The organism is Corallococcus sp. Z5C101001, assembly GCF_007352635.1.
Classification (GTDB): domain Bacteria; phylum Myxococcota; class Myxococcia; order Myxococcales; family Myxococcaceae; genus Corallococcus; species Corallococcus silvisoli.
The window spans coordinates 780209-796661 of the sequence record NZ_VKLU01000001.1 but is presented as its reverse complement, the minus strand read 5'-3'; the positions used below and the strand labels follow the sequence as shown (position 1 = coordinate 796661).

Here is a 16453-nt window from a genome sequence, read left to right as displayed (position 1 = left end):
TGAACTCCCCAGGGGGGGTGGGTGTCCGGAGGGAAACCGTCTACTTCGTGCCCGTGTTCGCTTCCGGGCGGAGGGCGGGCCGGGGCGCGACGAGGAGGGGCACGCGGCCTTCCGGGTAGAGGGCGGTGAGGCGGTCGCCGCGAAGCTCCAGCGCGGCCAGGTGGCGGCCGTAGTGGGTGCTGAGGCCGGTGTCGATGACGATGACGCGGCCCCCGAAGCGGATGGAGAGCCGGCCGTCCTGCGACGGCGTGTGGCCCATCACCATGCGCCGGGCGCCGAAGCGCTCCAGCACCTGGGTGAGGCCGGCGTCCCACTTCGCCTCGTCGTCGAGGGCGTAGCCCCGGAACCACACCGGGCCCTGAGGATCCACGCCGCCGCCCGGAGGTTGCCCCGGCGTCAGGTCCTGCCACACCCAACGGTTCACGTCGTCCAGCGTGGTGCCCGGGACCGTCGGCGCCAGGCCACCGTGGAGGAAGAGGGTGTCGTTGATGCGGATGACGGCGGGGTGCGTGCGCAGCCACTTCCCGTAGCGCCCGTCCGCGGCGTAGGCGGCGGCGTGACCGCGAGCCCCCGGGGGTTCCCCCGGACCGTCGGCGGTGGGGGACTGGTCCGCGAAGGACGCGAGCTCACCGGGGGTGACGTAGCGCAGGTCCCCGCGCATGTTCATCAGCTCGTGGTTGCCCAGGAGCGGGTGCACTCGGCCGCCGACCTTGCGGGCCTCGGTCTCCAGGCGCATGAGCAACTCGAACGCGTCGCGGGTGCGGTCGCCCCGGTCAGGCAGGTCCCCCGTCTGCACGAGGTGCGTCTTGCCGCCCACCCAGTGGTCCTTCGCGTCGATGAGGCCCGCGAGCCGGAGCACGTCCTTGAGCGCGTCCACGTCCCCGTGCACGTCCGCGACGGCGACGATGCGCTCCACCCCCTGGAAGACGAAGGGGTCCTGCGCCTTCGGGGCGGCGGCGCTGGCGAGCACGGGCAACAGCAGGCAGAGGAGGACGGGACGCACGGGCTTCCTTCCATCAAGGGCGAGGAAGCCTACCGCACGTCCCGCGCGAGGCCGCCGCCGCGTCTCAGGCGGGCAGGCGACCAGGCCCCCTGCCCTACCAGCGTGTGCCCCGGATGCGGGCGGGGATGGCTCGCAGGAACTGCGCATCCTTCCAGTCCCAGCACCGCGACGGGTCGCTGTCCACGTTGACGGGGACGGAGTTCCACCCGTGCACGTCATAGGAGTTGGAGGCGCGCCAGTGGAGCAGCACGCTGAAGAGGGCTGTCACCACGAGCACGCCCGTGAGGACCGCGTGCCTTCGCGGCGCCTCCAGCACGGCCTGCACGGGGAACGCGAGGAAGTAGACGACGTAGGGCAGCACGTCGGTGAAGAAGCGCGGCCCCACGGAGTGGCCCGCCCACCAGATGGCGAAGGCGGAGATGGCCCCCCAGTGCAGGAGCACGATGAGGGCGAAGGCCTTCTCGTACGGCTCCAAGGTCCGGCCGCGCCACTTCTGGAAGAACCCCACCCCCGCCAGCACCAGGAACGGGGAGAAGATCAGCAGCCCGCGCGACGGGCTGACCAGGTTGGCGGCCAGGGCCAGGAAGAAGCGCGGGCCGGAGATCTCCAGCACGTGGCGGTAGTAGGGCGACAGGAGCGCGCCGTAGATGTGCAGGTTGTACGCGCAGAACGGCACCGCCACGAGCGCCGCGCCCGCGAAGTAGGCCGGCAGCAGCCGGCGGAAGCGCAGCACGAAGAGCCCGGTGACGACGATGACGCTGAGGGAGTGAGTGGGCCGGCAGACATACGCGAGCGCGACGGCCAGTCCGGTGAGCAGCGCGGTGCGCGCGGTCTGCGTGGGCCGGGCCAGCATGAGGATGATGCAGGCGATGGCGAGCAGGCCGGGGCCGTGCTGCCAGAGGACGCGGCTGGCGGTGGAGAACGCGGTGGTGCCCAGCCCGAAGAGGGCGACCGTGAGCAGCGCCGCGCGCGGAGACACCCGCCGGCGCAGCGCGATGAGCAGCACGCCCGCGGCGGCGCAGACGTAGAACGAGGCGATGAGCTGTTCGGTGCGGTTGTACGCGCCCAGGTCCACGAGTCCCGTGCCCTGGAACAGCGCCAGCCACGCCAGCGCGTCGGCCCCCGCGGTGCCCAGGTTCGGCAGGACCGGCCGCAGGAGCGTGAACAGCGCCTCGGCCCCCGCCACGAAGGGCAGCGCCGCGAGCGCCACGCCGGGCGGGTACTCGTAATACGTGTGGGCGCCGGCCTCGCGGCGGGCGTAGGCGGTGCCCGGGAAGAACGTGGGCCGGAACTCGTCCAGGTCGGCGTTGCCCTCATGGAGGACGCTGGCCGCGGACGGGATGGACCACAGCGAGTCCGTCTGGAGCCGCACCTGGCTCACGCTGTAGACGATGAACAGCCCCAGGCACAGCAACCCGAGGGCGAGGGGCGAGGCCGCGAAGTCGCGGCGCGACGATGGGACCGGGATGGCGTTCACGGCCCCCTCTTCTAGCGAATCCACGCTCCGTGCGCGCGGCCGTGACTCGCCGCATCTCTTCTTTCCCTGGCGGGGGGATGGGCGAGGATGGGCCCCATGCAAATCTGGGTCGATGCCGATGCGTGTCCCGGGCCCGTGCGGGACATCCTCCTGCGCGCCGTGCAGCGCCTGAAGGTCCCCATCGTCTTCGTGGCCAACAAGCCGCTGGCGCTGCCGAGGCTGGCGTACGTCTCCACCGTGCAGGTGGGCGCGGGGGCGGACGTGGCGGACCGGCACATCGCCACCTCCGCGCAAGCCGGGGACCTGGCCGTCACGCAGGACATCCCGCTGGCCGCGCTGCTCGTGCCCAAGGGCGTCGTGGTGATGGACCCGCGCGGCGAGCTCTTCACGGCGGAGAACATCGACGAGCGGCTGTCGGTGCGCAACTTCATGCAGGAGCTGCGCGACAGCGGCGTCACCACCGGCGGCCCCAGCAGCTTCTCGCAGCAGGACCGTCAGCAGTTCGCCGCCACGCTGGACCGGGAGCTGACCCGGCTCGTGAAGCAGCAGGGCTGAGGCGGACTACCGGCCTGCGCCGCCGCTGCCCTCCACCGCGGGCGTGCCCGTCGAGGGGGACACGGGGCTCGTGCCGATGGACTTGTTCTTCTTCCAGGCGTCCGGGGAGATGTCCAGCCGCGCCCCCGGGTTGCCCGGCGAGACGAGCGGAATCAGCGGCGTCGCGGTGACGGAGCCGTAGGACGAAGCCACGTCCCCCGAACCGCCGAAGCCCACGAGCTCGGAGTCCACGCATTCGAACTCGCCGGTGGCCACCTGCTTGGAGGATCCAGAGGCGCCCGAGTCCCCGCCGGGCGCCGTCACGCCGTAGAAGTCCATGCCGTGGTCCTTCAGCATCGACTGCGTGGCCGGTGACGCCTCCGCGTCCCAGGACAGCTCGTCGCTGGCCCCCACCGGATGCTCCCGGGGCTGCTTCCCCGAACCTCCCGTGCCGCTGACGTCCTCCGACGCACGTGAGGTTCCCTCGTGGGCACATCCTCCCAGCAGGAGTGCGGTGAGCGTGGCCATGAGCGGAAGCTTCATCGGGGTGTCCTCCAGAAGTGTCGTCCGTCACTCAAGGTGGAGGCACTTGCGTCCGGGGCAAGCGACAGGGGCCGGCCGGTCCAGCGGCCCTGCTCCAGCCAGGAGCCTCGTCAGTGGTCGCGGGGTGCCTCGCCGCCGTGCAGACAGCTCAACGCCGCGACCGTGAGCGACTCGCAGCCCTTGCGCAGCGAGCCCGCGCGATCCGGTGCGTAGAGGGGCGAGTGCGGCCCCGGCAGGTGCGTCACCTTCTGCTGCGGCGTCGTCCCGGGCGCCGCGTTCCAGGCGTGCGGCGGCGTGACGCCCACGAACCAGTACGCCGTGGGCACCGGGTGCTCCGGCCCCTGGGCGAACCGGGGGAAGTCCTCGCTCGCGGTGGCGAGCACGCCCGGCACCAGCGCGTCGCGCCCGAACCACTCCGCGTGCGCGGCCCGGACGCGCCGGAGCAGCGCCGGGTCGTTGCGGTTCACCGGCGTGCTCGCCATCACCTCCACCTGGGGAGGCTTCGGGGCGCCCGCCGCCGCGGCCTCGCCCTTCACGATGCGCTCGATGGCGGCCAGGACACGGGCCTGCACCGCGTCGTCCGCCGTGCGCACCGTCACCTCCAGCAGGGCTTCGTCCGGAATCACGTTGGCGCGCGAGCCCGCCTGGAAGTGGCCCACCGTCACCACCGCCGGTTCCAGCGGCGGCACCTCGCGCGACACGATGGTCTGAAGCCGCAGCACCACGCTGGCCCCCAGCACCACGGGGTCCACCGACAGCTCCGGCTGCGCCCCGTGCGCGCCCCGGCCGAAGAGGCGGATGCGCACGCTCGCCGAGCCCATCATCGCCACGCCCTCGCGGTGCATGAAGGCCCCCACCGGCAACGGCGCCGTGTGCTGGCCGAGCACGGCGTCCGGCGTGCCGAAGCGCGCATAGAGGCCGGCGTCCATCATCGCCCTGGCGCCCTGGAGGGTCTCCTCCGCGGGCTGCCCCACCACCATCACCGTGCCGCGCCACGCGTCGCGCGACCGCGCCAGCAGCGCCGCCGTGCCCGCGAGGCACGCGGTGTGGACGTCGTGGCCGCACGCGTGCATCACCGGCTCGCCGTCCTTCGTGCGCACGTGGCTCGCGTACGGCAGCCCCGTCCGCTCCTCCACGGGGAGCGCGTCCATGTCCCCGCGCAGCAGCACCGTGGGGCCGTCCCCGTTGCGCAGCAGCCCCACCACGCCGTGGCCGCCAAAGTCCCGGCTCACCGTGTAGCCGGCGGCCTCCAGGCGCTTCGCCAGCGCCGCCGCCGTGCGCGCTTCGTGGCCGGACAGCTCCGGGTGTTCGTGCAGGTCGCCATAGAGCGAGTCCACGTCTGGCAGCACCGCGTCCAGGTGCGCGAGGACGCGGCGGGCGCGGGCCTTGAGCCCCGAAGGCCCCCGCTCCACGGGAGGCTGGGGATGGGCATCATTCATGGCGGTGGCTCCCTGGCCCAGGCGCGGGGGAGTGCGGCGGGTGCCGGGCCACGGCTCAAGGTGGAAGCCACGGGCCGGGCTTCACAGGGTGGCGCCAGGGCGGCGGTCAGGGGCCCGTCCCGCCGCGATGCCTGTCCCACCCTCCGGGGTGCCGTGGGCCAGCGAGGTACCGCCCGTCCGTTCGTTGTCCGCCCCTCCCTCAACGGCCACGTTGAGGACGCACAGGCAACACACGAAGGGAGCGGTCATGAGGCGAGGCATTGCATGGGGACTCTGCCTGGCGGGGTTGGCGGGTGGAGCCGCGAAGGCCCAGGATCCACCACCGGACGCCCCCACCCGGGTGGGCTGGGTGGATTGGAGGGGGCCGTACTTCCTCCTGGGCCTGGGCGTGGAGGGCTACACGGGGAAGCTCGCGCCCAACCTGGAGGCCGGGCCGTCCTACGGCGTCGTCGTCGGCTACCGCGTCAATGACTACCTGGGCATGGAGCTGGGCTACAGCGGCGGTGTCGCCGGGATGTCCGTCTCCGAGAACCCCTCGTTCGTCACGCCGGACATCGTGCGCAACGGCGGGCAGGCGGCGGTCACCGTGAACCTCACGCCCACGCGGCTGCAGCCCTACGTGCTGGGAGGCATCGGGCTCGAGCGCTACTCGGTCCGCGAGGGGAACTTCTACCAGTTCATCGACGACACCGGAGGCTACGCGCCGGTGGGAGCGGGCGTGCGCTTCAAGATCAACCCCACGCTCACGGCCGAGGTGCGCGGCACGTACAGCTTCCTCTTCGGCCAGGACTTCGCGCCCGCGCGGAACCTGGGCGCGGGCGACGGCCGCTACACGGGCCTGCTGATGATTGGCGGCAGCTACTGACATGCCCACCACGACCATGCCCCACACACTCATCGACCTGCTCGAAGCCCCTGGCGGCCCGGGGCCGGAACCGCGCCTCTACACCTTCCTGGAGGAGGACGACACGGAGGTGACGCTCACGCGCGGGGAGCTGGCCACCCGCGCCCGGCGCATCGCCACCGCGCTCCAGGGGCTCGCCCCCCAGGGCGAGCGCGCGGTCCTGCTCTATCCGCCCGGCGTGGACTACCTGACCGGCTTCTTCGGCTGCGTCTGCTCGGGGCTGGTGGCGGTGCCGGCCTATCCGCCCGTGCCGTCGCGGCTGGAGCGCACCCTGCCCCGCCTGCGAGCGCTCATCGCGGATTCGGGGGCCACGGTGGTGCTCACCACGTCCACCCTCCTGTCGATGGCGGAGTTCCTCTTCACGGACGCCCCCGAGCTGCGCGAGCTGAAGTGGCTGGCGACGGACGCGCTGGAGCCAGGGGATGCGTCCGCGTGGAGGCGGCCGGACGTGACGGCGGACTCCCTGGCCTTCCTCCAGTACACGTCCGGCAGCACCGGCACGCCTCGGGGCGTGATGCTCAGCCACGGCAACCTGCTGCACAACCTGGACGCCATCCGCCGCGCCTTCCAGACGCGCGACGACAGCGTGGGCGTCATCTGGCTCCCGCCGTACCACGACATGGGGCTCATCGGAGGCGTGCTGGTGCCCCTGGCCCAGCGGTTCCACACGGCCTTGATGTCACCGCTGGCGTTCCTCAAGCGGCCCCGCGCCTGGCTGGAGGCGTTGACCCGCTTTGGCGGCACCATCAGCGGCGGCCCCAACTTCGCGTTCGACCTGTGCGTGCGGAGGATTCCGCCGGATGAACGGCAGGGCCTGGACCTGAGCCGCTGGGAGGTGGCGTTCTGCGGCGCGGAGCCCATCCGCCCGGACACGCTGGCGCGGTTCACGGAGGCCTTCGGGCCGTGCGGCTTCCGGCGCGAGGCGTTCTACCCGTGCTACGGCCTGGCGGAAGGCACGCTCATCGTGTCCGGCGGCGCGAAGGAGGCGGCCCCTCGCTTGCGCGACGTGGATGTCGCCGCCCTGGAGGCGGGCCAGGCCCGAGCCCCCGAGCAGCGGCCCCGGACGCTGGTGGGCTCCGGCGTGACGCTGGCGGATCAATCCCTGTGCATCGTGGAGCCGGACACCGGCCGCGTGCTGCCACCGGGCGAGGTGGGCGAGGTCTGGGTGAAGGGGCCCAGCGTGGCGCGGGGCTACTGGCGGCGGGAGGAGGAGTCCGTGCGGGTGTTCGGCGCGAGGACCGCCACGGGGGACGGGCCCTTCCTGAGGACCGGGGACCTGGGCTTCCTGGACGCCGGGGAGCTGTACGTCACGGGACGGTCGAAGGATTTGATCATCGTGCGGGGCCGGAACCTGTACCCACAGGACCTGGAGATCGTGGTGGAGGAGAGCCACCCCGCGCTGCGCCCCGGCTGCGGCGTGGCCTTCGGCGTGGAGCTGGAGAGCCAGGAGCAGCTCGTCGTGGTGCAGGAGGTGGACCCCAGCAGGTGGGACGGCCTGGCGGCGCCGGTGCTGAGCGCCATCCGGGGGAGGCTCGCGGCGACGCATGATGTGCGGCCCCACGCGGTGGTGCTCATCGAACCGGGGAGCCTGCCCAAGACCTCCAGCGGAAAGGTCCAACGACAGGCCACGCGCGAGGCGTTCCTCTCCGGTGGGCTTCGTGAAATCCACGCCTAGCAAGCAACCGTCAGCGAGTCGCTGAAGTCGCACGGAAGGGAGCGCGGAGGCGCCCTGGCGGAAGCGCCGGGCGCTGCTAGCATCCGCTCCATCCCCCCGCTGAAAGCCCACTCCGCTGAACGCCACCGAACCGCGCCACCTCGCCGGCCTGGACCTGCTCCGGTGCCTGGCCATCGTCACCGTCATGCTCTTCCACTACCCGCGTCCGGAGGGTCACGAGACCTACCGGATGATCGCCAACTTCGGTTGGACGGGCGTGGAGCTCTTCTTCGTGCTCAGCGGCTTCCTCATCGGCTCGCAGCTCCTGGAGCAGGTGGCGCGAGGCGAGACCCCGTCGCTGCGGCGCTTCTACCTGCGGCGGTCGCTGCGCATCCTGCCGCCCTTCCTCATCGTCCTGGGCCTGTACCTGTTCGTCCCGGCCTGGAGCGAGCGCCCCGTCGAAACCGCCGCGTGGCGCTTCCTCACCTTCACGCAGAACTTCGGCCTGCGCATCAATGGCTTCTCCCACGCGTGGTCGCTGTGCGTGGAGGAGCACTTCTACCTGGTGCTGCCGCTCACCGTGCTCGCGCTGCGCGGGCGCATCCGGGCGCCGCACCTCATCGCGGGCGCGGTGGCCCTGCTGCTGGCCGGCATGCTGCTGCGGGGCGGCCTGTGGCTGCGCTACTTCGGCGCCCTGGGTCCGGACGACGCGGGCTGGCGCGACTACGACATGCTCCTGTACTACCCGACGTACGCGCGGCTCGATGGGTTGACGTGCGGCGTGCTGATCGCGGCCCTGCGCGCCTTCCGGCCCCAGGCGTGGGAGCGCTGGACGCGAGGCCGCGCCGCGCTGGGGTTGGGGCTCGCCGGGCTCGCGTGCCTGGGCGGGGTGACGTACCTCAACGAAGAGCACTTCCGGTACCTGCCCTACGCCGTGCTGGCGTTCCCCCTGGCCGCGCTCGGCTACGCGGCCCTGCTGATGCCCATGGCGGGCCCGGCGGTCTCCCGCGTCTGCGCCCGCATCCCGGGCGTGCGGACCTTCGCGGTCCTGAGCTTCACCGTCTACCTCACGCACAAGGCCATGCAGCACGGGGTGCGCGTCTGGCTGGAGCCCCACGGCATGGACGCGTTCCATCCCGTCACGTTGGTGGGGGGCGTCGTGGCGGTGCTGCTCGCCTCGCTCGCGCTGCACCAGGGGGTGGAGAAGCCCGCGCTGAAGTGGCGCGAGCGGCTGGAGCGGCGGCTCGTGCGCGAACCGCGGCCGCTGCGGTCCGCCACCTCCTGAAGGCACGCCGCGCTTCTGCGCGACAGAAGCCGCGGAGGGGGCACGGCCTGGGCCTTGGGGGCGCGCGCGCGCTAAACGTCGCGCATGCGCCCCTTCCTGACGGCGACGTGGCGGTACCTCCTGATGCTCAACTACGAGGTGGATCCGGCGGTGCTCCGGCCCCTCGTGCCCCGGGGCACCGAGCTCGACACGTGGCAGGGCCACACGTTCGCGAGCATGGTCGGCTTCCGCTTCCTCGACACGCGCGTGCGAGGGTTCGCGGTGCCGCTCCACCGGGACTTCGATGAAGTGAACCTGCGCTTCTACGTGCGCCGGCGGGGCCCCGACGGCTGGCGGCGGGGCGTCGTGTTCGTGCGGGAGGTCGTCCCCCGGCTCGCCATCGCCACCGTGGCGCGCGTCCTCTACAACGAGCCCTACGTCGCGCACCCCATGCGCCACACCGTGGCCATGGACGGCGCGGACACGGGCGCCCCCGGCCACGTCGAGTACGCCTGGAAGGCCCACGGCCGCTGGCACCAACTGTCCGCCCGGACGCTCGGCGCTCCGGCCCAGAGCGAGCCCGGCTCCCAGGAGGAGTTCATCACCGAGCACTACTGGGGCTACACCGCCCAGCGCGATGGCGGCTGCGCCGAGTACCGCGTGGAGCACCCGCGCTGGAGCGTCTGGCAGGCCACGGACACCGCCTTCGACTGCGACGTGGCCCGCTTCTACGGCCCCACGTTCGCCGGAGTCCTCCAGGGCACGCCCTCGTCCGCCTTCGTGGCCACCGGCTCGGAAGTGTCCGTTCTTCCTGGGAATGAATTCTCGCCCTTGCCAAGCCCGTAGAAATCAATATTCTCAATTCACGAATTGATTTTCTGAACCCCATGACGACTTCCAAGCCCACCTGGCCCGTACCGACCCGCTGTCCCGTTTGTGGAGGAGGCACCGTCATCGAACGGGTGCGCTGCGACGGGTGCGCCTGCGCGGTGGAGGGGCGCTTCACGACGGGCTGGGTGCAGCAGCTGTCGCCCGAGCAGCTCGCGTTCGTGCGGGTGTTCATGGGCTGCCGGGGGAAGATCAAGGACGTGGAGCAGGCGCTGGGCCTCTCCTATCCGACGGTGGTGGCGCGGCTGGACGACGTGGTGGAGGCCCTGGGACACGCGCCCGGCGGGCCGCCGCCTCCGGCTCCGCCGCCCCCGCCGCCTCCGGCCCGCGAGCGGGGTTCCTCGCGCCGGGCGCAGATTCTCGATGACCTCGCGGCCGGGCTCATCGACGCGGACGAGGCCGCCCAACGTCTCAAGAAGACACGGGAGTAACCCCATGATGGACCCTGAAGTCACGCCGTCCTCCGACCCTTCCGCCCCTCCGCGAGACGGCGCCCAGCGCCACGCGATCCCCTGGGGACAGCACGCGGAGCTGGAGCTGCACGCCACGGCCGCGGCGCTCGTCGTGTCGCCGCTGCCGGAGGGAGAGAAGCCCTACCTGGTCACGCACGGGCGGGTGGAGGCGCGCATCCACGAGCACGGCCGGCTGACGAAGGTGGAGCTGGTGCCGCGCGAGGCGGGCTTCCTGTCCATGTTCTGGCGTCAGGACGGCCACGCGGAGCTGTTCGTGCCGGCCAACGTCCGCGCGAAGCTCCAGTTGGACGCGGGAGCGGTGCGGGTCTCCGGCCTGAAGGACTGCCAGTTGGAGCTGTCCACCGACGCAGGCACGGCGAACCTGCGCGACGTCCACGGGAAGCTCCGCCTGCGCACGGGCGCGGGCCGCATCCTCGGTGAGCGCATGGGCGGCACGCTCGACATCGAGGCCCATGCGGGCGTGGTGAAGGTGGACGTGGACGCGCTGGACGAGGGCGAGCACCGCATCCGGACGCAGGTGGGCGCGGTGGAGCTGCGGCTGGTGCCGGGGCTGGACGTGCACATCACGGCCCGCACGCAGCTGGGCTCGGAGCAGACGCGCTACCCCTCCAACCCGCGCGCGGCCACCACGCTGGTGCTGGAGACGGAGCTGGGCTCGGTGCGCGTCCGCGAGTCGGGACGCTCGCGCCAGGACGAGGCGGAGTCGTGGGAGGAGGACTCGCTGCGCTGGCAGCGGCAGGCGGAGCGCTGGCAGCGCCGCGCCGAGCGCCACGCGAACCGGTGGGCGCACGCGTGGGCGAACTCGTGGGGCGCTCCGCCCTGGGCGAACCCCGGCGGCCGGCCCCAGCCGCCCATGCCGCCCCAGCCCCCCGCGCCGCCCCGAGGCATCCCCGACGACGAGATGCGCCGCGTGCTGGACCTGGTGGAAGCCGGGAAGCTCAGCGCCGAGGATGCCCAGAAGCTGCTGAAGGCGATGCAGCGATGAGGTTTCTCGCGCGTCCCCCGGGACGGGAGCCCGGTCCATCACGCCTGCTGTACGACATCCCCGATGGCGCGTGGGGCCAGGACGCCCTGCTGAAGGTGCTGGCGGAGACGATCCGCTGGTGCGGCCCCAAGGCCAAGCCGGAAGCGGCGGCCACCTGTCTGCGCACGAACACCTTCCAGCCCAGGGTGATGGTGGATGAAAACCGCTTCAAGATGATGGAGCGGGTCATCGACGAGCGGTGCCATGCCCTGCGCGGCATGCCGGCGCCGTCCGAGCCGCCCCGGACGGAGGGCCTGCTCCAGGGCGGCAGGCTGCTCGTGTACTTCCCGGACGACAACACCTGTGACGGCGCCGCCGAGCTCGCGACGGGCGGCTACTTCGACGTGGACAACGTGCCGCCCTGGGACACCTGGGTCGGCATGTTCCGCGAGGATCCGGAGTCGCCCACCCAGTCGGAGGACTACCTCATCGCCTGGGTGCCGCCTGCCTTTGTCGAGGTAGTGGCCCAGGGCATCTGGGTGAACGCGGAGTTCTGCATCCAGTGGCTGGAGGACTCGTCGACGCTGATGGCGAAGCGCCTGAAGGACCTCCGCTGACCGCGCGCGCTCAGGCCCCCTGGGTCAGGAAGCGGAAGGGGCGCGCGCAGTCCTCCCGGGTGCACCGGAAGAGATAGCCCCGGCCGTTGTCCCCGAAGTCCAGGCCATACGGCATCGCGGAGAGCTGCGCGACGAAGCGCATGGGGGCGTCACAGCACTCGGGGGTCGCCTCGCCGTTGAGCCAGCCGGGCACGCCGCCCACCTTGCTCTCCGGGGCCTCCGCCTGCGCGCGGTCCAGTTCGGCCAGCTGTTCGTCGGTGGCCTCGTTGACGTCCACCGACAGGGCCTCGGTGTCCTCGGTGGCGGGCTCGAAGCCGAGCGTCCACTCCGCGTACGGCTTCACCGGCGCCGGGGGCGCGCTCACGGAAGGCGCCCCGGCCGTCACCGGCACCGCGGCGTTGGCGCCCTCCTCGGGGTCCCAGCGGAAGCAGACGGTGTCGGGGTTCTCGCACTGGAAGACGTGGACCGACGCGTACGGCGCCAGGTCCAGCCGCCCCTCCACGTGCGGGAGCTGGAAGAGGAAGCGCTGCGGCCCGCCGCACATCGCGCAGGCCGGCCACTCCAGGGGCCCCGGCGCGTCAGGCGTCCCCCCCACCTTCAAGAGGGGCACGCCGGTGAGGCCAGGAACGAGCGCCCACAAGGGCACGAACGGTGGGGACATGCCGCGGACTCTAGAAGTCCGCGATGCGGTCGGCCAGCGTCGGATCGTCCACGAAGGGGTTGCGGTTCTGCTGGTAGGTCTCGATGGCGTCGTTGCGCTGCACTTCCGCGGCGTCGACCTTGTCCAGCTTGTTCCACTGCTTGAGCACGGCCTCGTCGTCCGCCGGGATGTGCTTGTTGTAGACGGTGGAGAAGTAGAACAGCGCCCGCGCCACGTTGCCCTTGTGCGAATCCGGCGGCTCGAAGACGGTGCGGCCCTTCTCGTCGGTGCCGAACTTGGCGCCGTTCTCCTCCCACTTCACGTTCTTCACCGTGCCGAACGGGTAGTTGCCCCGGACGGAGTTCGCCTTGCTGTCGGTGGGGAACAGGTGGTGCAGGTCCGCCTTCGCCGCGCCCGTGGCGCCCTTGGACTGGGGCCAGGTGTGCTCGGTGTTCATCACGTTGCTGCTGGGAATCTTGTTCGTCTTCGTTTCCTTGCCCGTGTAGACGCACTTCACGATGCCGTCGTGGTTGTCCAGGGTGGTGAAGATGATCTTCCGCGCCTGGTTGTAGCCCAGGTCCTTGTGCTTGGAGACCGCGTCGTGCAGCGCGTTGATCAGCGCCTGGTCCTTCAGCCCGTCGTAGCGCGGATCCGAGCCGGTCGACGGCGTGGGCTCCGGCGTCGGCGTCTCCACCGGCCCCTGAGGCGCGGGGGGCGTCTTCGTCGGAGGCGTCTTCGTCGGGGGCGTCTTCGTCTTCGCCGGGGCGCGCGCCTCGAAGCTGGAGACCGACGAGGCTCCCGTCGGGGTGCGAGTCGCGGAGTTGGAGGCCGACGAGGACGCCGTCGAGGTACGGGGCGCGGAGAGCGGGCGGGACGAGATGATCATGACGGCCCTCATGATTCGAGGTGGGGGATGACCCATTTTCGACGGGACGGGTCCCCAGTTGCGTGACGCGTCGCATTTTCCCTCCGCGGCGGTTGGTTTCCTCCATCCAACCCGTGACATCCCGGGAAACGCCCATCACCGGGCCCTTGGAGGCCGGAAAAGCAGGGCTCATCGGCGGGACCAGGACGAGCGGGGGGCCTGGATTCTGGCGCCGGGCGGCGCGGGCGCGGGGCGCGCTATGGCTTCCGGCGACACGCTGAACGAGGGGGTTCGTCCGTGAAGGTCGTGATTCCGGGTGGCACGGGGCAGGTGGGCGCGCTGCTGGCGAGGGCGCTCGTCGCGCGGGGGGATGACGTGGTCCTGCTCAGCCGGGGAGGCCGGGGTGAGGCGCGCACGGTGCCCTGGGATGGGAAGACGCTGGGAGACTGGGCGAAGGAGGTGGACGGCGCCGACGCGGTCATCAACCTGGCGGGGCGCAACGTGAACTGCCGCTACACGGAGGAGAACCTGCGCCAGATGATGGACTCGCGGGTGGACTCCACGCGGGTGGTGGGCGAGGCCATCCAGCGGGCCGCGCGCCCGCCGCGCGTCTGGCTGCAGATGAGCACCGCGACGCTGTACGCGCACCGGCTGGACGCGCCCAACGACGAGGCCACGGGGCTCATTGGCGGGGACGAGCCGGGCGTGCCGGCGTACTGGAAGCGCAGCATCGACATCGCGCGGGCCTGGGAGCGCACGTTGATGGAGGCGGCCACGCCCCAGACGCGCAGGGTGGCGCTGCGCTCGGCGATGGTGATGAGCCCGGACCGGGAGGGCATCTTCGACGTGCTGCTGGGGCTGACGCGCCGGGGGCTGGGCGGCACGGCGGGCAGCGGCAGGCAGTACGTGTCGTGGATCCACGACCAGGACTTCGTGCGCGCGGTGCAGCTGCTGCTGGAGCGGGACGACCTGGACGGGCCGGTGAACCTGGCGGCCCCGAATCCCCTGCCCCAGCGGGAGCTGATGTCGAGGCTGCGCGAGGCGGCGAACGTGAGCGTGGGCCTGCCCGCCACGAAGTGGATGCTGGAGGTGGGCGCGTTCTTCATGCGCACGGACACGGAGCTGCTCTTGAAGAGCCGCCGCGTGGTGCCCGGGCGCCTGCTGGACGCGGGCTTCGCCTTCGAGTACCCCGAATGGGGAGCCGCCGTGCGAAACCTCGTCGAGCGCTGGCGGGGCGGCGGGGCCGTCCGGAGCTGACCGTGTCCTCGAGGAAGTACCGCGTCCATTGGGTCCGCCTGCTGGCGCTGGCGCTCGTCGTCGGCGCGGTGGGCGTGGGAGGGTTCACGGCGGTGCGGGGCCTGCGCATCGCGCGGGGACTGGTGCACCCGGCATGCCTCCCGGTGACACGGCCCTCCGGCCCGGACGCGCTGACGGACCTGGAGGAGGTGTCTTTCCCGGCGGCGGGGCGCCAGCTTCGCGGGTGGTACCGGCCGTCGCGCGACGGGACGGCGGTGGTGCTGGTGCACGGCTTCGCGGACAACCGCACGCGGCTGCTCTTCGAAGCGCGCGTGCTGGCGGGCTCGGGGCACGGGGTGCTGCTCTTCGACCTGCACGGCCAGGGAGAGAGCGAAGGCGACGCGATTGGCTGGGGAGACAGCGAGCGCGAGGACGTGCGCGCGGCGCTGGCCTTCGTGCGGGCCCGGCCGGACGTGACCCCTGGCCGGGTGGGCCTGTTCGGCTTCTCCCTGGGGGGCACCACGGCCCTGCTGGTGGCCCAGGAGGACCCGCGCGTGAAGGCGGTGGCGGTGGCGGGCGCGTTCCCGGACCTCGCGGGGGACATGGGCTCGCACTACGGCCTGAGCACCTGGGCGGTGCTGTGGGGGCTGCGCCGGGCGGGCATCGACGTGGGGGCGGTGCGGCCCGTGGACGGCATGTGCCGGCTGGAGGGGCGGCCGCTCCTGCTCATCAACGGGGGCAGCGACCCCGACGGCCCCCTGAAGAAGGACGGCAGCCTCTACCGCGCCGCCTGCGAGCCCCGGCGGCAGTGGGTGGTGCCGGAGGCGGCCCACGGGGAGTACGCCCAGAAGGACCCCGAGGGCTACGCCCGGCACCTGCGCGAGTTCTTCGACCCGGCGCTATGAGAGGGCCAGGGCGATGAACTCCGCCCGCGAGCCGACGCCCACCTTCCGGAAGATGCTGGCCACGTGCTTCTTCACCGTCTGCTCGCTGCACTCGACCGAGCCGGCGATGTCCTTGTTGGCCAGGCCCTTGAGCAGACACTCCGCCACTTCGCGCTCCTTGGGCGTCAGGCTCTCGCGCCACCCCTGCAAGACAGACACGACGCGCTCCTCGATGCGCAGCTGCCAGGTCAGGCGCCCGCCATAGAGCACCGTGGACGGGGTGAACGTCACGAACAGCTGTTCGCCGTTGCCATTCTTCACGGAGTGGGTCCACTCCGGCTCCGGCGGGCCGTCCATGCTCGACAGCCTCTTCACGCGGGTCGCCCACTCTTCCGGCACGCCCCCCGCGCCCAGCTCGCTGGGGGCGAACCACTTCGACACCCGCCGCGTGGCCGCCTCCGTCCGGACCAGCTCCCGCCCCATGGCCGTCAGCACCATCGCGGCGCCCAGTTCAAGTGACAGAGCCTTCATGAGGTCCCGTTCGAAGCGGACGGCGTACTGGTGCTGCACCGAGGTCACGGCGGCCTTGATGACCGGGATGAGCGCCTGGAGCTTCGACTGCTCCAGCTCGGAGAAGGGCCGGGACTCGCTGTAGACGGCGAGGCCGCCCTTGAGCCCCTGCTGGTCCTCGAAGAGCAGGGCCGCCATCACATGCTCGAGCCGGAGCCTCGCGTCCCGGCTGCGTTGATAGGTCTCCGTGCGCTCCAACGGCAGCCCCCGGAGCATCTGCGTGTCATTGAGCACGATGTTGGGCTGCGTCACCGTGGACTGGAAGACGAAGTCCCTGGGGGCCCACTCGCTGTAGTCCTTGAGCAAGGGCATGGCGGTGGTTGTCTTCCATTCCAGCCCCACGGAGCCATCCAGGTTGGCGAACCCCACCGCGAGGTGATCCGCCCGGCACAGCTGGGCAATCCGGCTCTCGATGGCGACATGGATGTCTTCGTAGGTCCGGACGCCGATGAGGTCCTGGTACATCGCGAAGCGCAAGGCATCGTCTTGCGCTGTGAA

17 protein-coding genes are annotated in these 16453 nt (G+C 71.8%); 10 read left to right on the top strand and 7 right to left on the bottom strand.

Going from position 1 to position 16453, the window contains the following annotated elements; all coding sequences use genetic code 11:
* Positions 1-40: 40 nt before the first annotated feature.
* On the bottom strand, positions 41-1003 hold the full coding sequence (locus tag FOF48_RS03350) for a metallophosphoesterase (RefSeq protein WP_143898645.1): 963 nt from the start codon (positions 1001-1003) through the stop codon (positions 41-43).
* Between the two features lie 94 nt (positions 1004-1097).
* Entirely contained in the window at positions 1098-2480 is a 1383-nt protein-coding gene (locus FOF48_RS03345) for a hypothetical protein (protein WP_143898643.1), read from the bottom strand.
* Positions 2481-2576: 96 nt separating this feature from the next.
* Between FOF48_RS03345 and FOF48_RS03340 the strand changes: the two genes are divergently transcribed.
* Entirely contained in the window at positions 2577-3035 is a 459-nt protein-coding gene (locus FOF48_RS03340; RefSeq protein ID WP_143898641.1) for a YaiI/YqxD family protein, read from the top strand.
* 6 nt (positions 3036-3041) lie between these two features.
* On the opposite strand, the gene FOF48_RS03335 is transcribed toward FOF48_RS03340, so the two are convergent.
* Both FOF48_RS03335 and FOF48_RS03330 read right to left on the bottom strand, forming a co-directional pair.
* Positions 3042-3557 (bottom strand): hypothetical protein, encoded by a 516-nt coding sequence (locus tag FOF48_RS03335; protein ID WP_143898640.1) that lies wholly within the window; start codon positions 3555-3557, stop codon positions 3042-3044.
* Between the two features lie 110 nt (positions 3558-3667).
* Entirely contained in the window at positions 3668-4996 is a 1329-nt protein-coding gene (locus tag FOF48_RS03330; protein ID WP_143898638.1) for an amidohydrolase, read from the bottom strand.
* 247 nt (positions 4997-5243) lie between these two features.
* On the opposite strand from FOF48_RS03330, the gene FOF48_RS03325 reads away from it, so the two are divergent.
* The 7 genes from FOF48_RS03325 to FOF48_RS36840 all read left to right on the top strand — a co-directional run bounded on the left by FOF48_RS03325 (position 5244) and on the right by FOF48_RS36840 (position 11760).
* Positions 5244-5861, top strand: coding sequence for an outer membrane beta-barrel protein (locus FOF48_RS03325; RefSeq protein WP_143898636.1), 618 nt, complete (start codon positions 5244-5246; stop codon positions 5859-5861).
* Position 5862: 1 nt separating this feature from the next.
* Positions 5863-7575 carry a fatty acyl-AMP ligase gene (locus FOF48_RS03320; RefSeq protein ID WP_235685306.1) on the top strand — a complete coding sequence of 571 codons (1713 nt, stop codon included), beginning with the start codon at positions 5863-5865 and terminating at the stop codon, positions 7573-7575.
* 115 nt (positions 7576-7690) lie between these two features.
* Positions 7691-8839 carry an acyltransferase gene (locus FOF48_RS03315; protein ID WP_328700778.1) on the top strand — a complete coding sequence of 383 codons (1149 nt, stop codon included), beginning with the start codon at positions 7691-7693 and terminating at the stop codon, positions 8837-8839.
* 84 nt (positions 8840-8923) lie between these two features.
* A complete protein-coding gene (locus FOF48_RS03310; protein WP_143898632.1) occupies positions 8924-9664 on the top strand; it encodes a YqjF family protein in 741 nt (246 codons plus the stop codon).
* Between the two features lie 41 nt (positions 9665-9705).
* Complete coding sequence (locus FOF48_RS03305) at positions 9706-10137, top strand: DUF2089 domain-containing protein (RefSeq protein WP_143898630.1); 432 nt, start codon at positions 9706-9708, stop codon at positions 10135-10137.
* 4 nt (positions 10138-10141) lie between these two features.
* Positions 10142-11164, top strand: coding sequence for a hypothetical protein (locus tag FOF48_RS03300; RefSeq protein ID WP_143898628.1), 1023 nt, complete (start codon positions 10142-10144; stop codon positions 11162-11164).
* On the top strand, positions 11161-11760 hold the full coding sequence (locus tag FOF48_RS36840; protein ID WP_255441844.1) for a hypothetical protein: 600 nt from the start codon (positions 11161-11163) through the stop codon (positions 11758-11760). Before FOF48_RS03300 ends, FOF48_RS36840 begins: the two co-directional genes overlap by 4 nt.
* Positions 11761-11770: 10 nt before the next feature.
* Here the strand turns inward: FOF48_RS36840 and FOF48_RS03290 are convergent, their stop codons facing one another.
* Both FOF48_RS03290 and FOF48_RS03285 read right to left on the bottom strand, forming a co-directional pair.
* Positions 11771-12421 carry a hypothetical protein gene (locus FOF48_RS03290; protein WP_143898626.1) on the bottom strand — a complete coding sequence of 217 codons (651 nt, stop codon included), beginning with the start codon at positions 12419-12421 and terminating at the stop codon, positions 11771-11773.
* Positions 12422-12431: 10 nt separating this feature from the next.
* The gene (locus FOF48_RS03285; protein WP_143898624.1) at positions 12432-13286 is read right to left on the bottom strand and encodes an endonuclease I family protein; all 855 of its coding nucleotides are present in this window, start codon (positions 13284-13286) and stop codon (positions 12432-12434) included.
* A gap of 276 nt (positions 13287-13562) precedes the next feature.
* Here FOF48_RS03285 and FOF48_RS03280 point away from each other — a divergent pair, with 276 nt between their 5' ends.
* Together FOF48_RS03280 and FOF48_RS03275 are read left to right on the top strand one after the other, a co-directional pair.
* Complete coding sequence (locus tag FOF48_RS03280) at positions 13563-14522, top strand: TIGR01777 family oxidoreductase (protein WP_143898622.1); 960 nt, start codon at positions 13563-13565, stop codon at positions 14520-14522.
* Positions 14523-14524: 2 nt separating this feature from the next.
* Positions 14525-15406: an alpha/beta hydrolase gene (locus tag FOF48_RS03275; RefSeq protein WP_255441843.1), complete on the top strand. Its 882-nt coding sequence runs from the start codon at positions 14525-14527 to the stop codon at positions 15404-15406.
* Here the strand turns inward: FOF48_RS03275 and FOF48_RS03270 are convergent.
* Positions 15401-16432 (bottom strand): helix-turn-helix transcriptional regulator, encoded by a 1032-nt coding sequence (locus FOF48_RS03270; RefSeq protein ID WP_186001745.1) that lies wholly within the window; start codon positions 16430-16432, stop codon positions 15401-15403. The two genes, FOF48_RS03275 and FOF48_RS03270, sit on opposite strands and share 6 nt — an antisense overlap.
* Positions 16433-16453 lie beyond the last annotated feature (21 nt).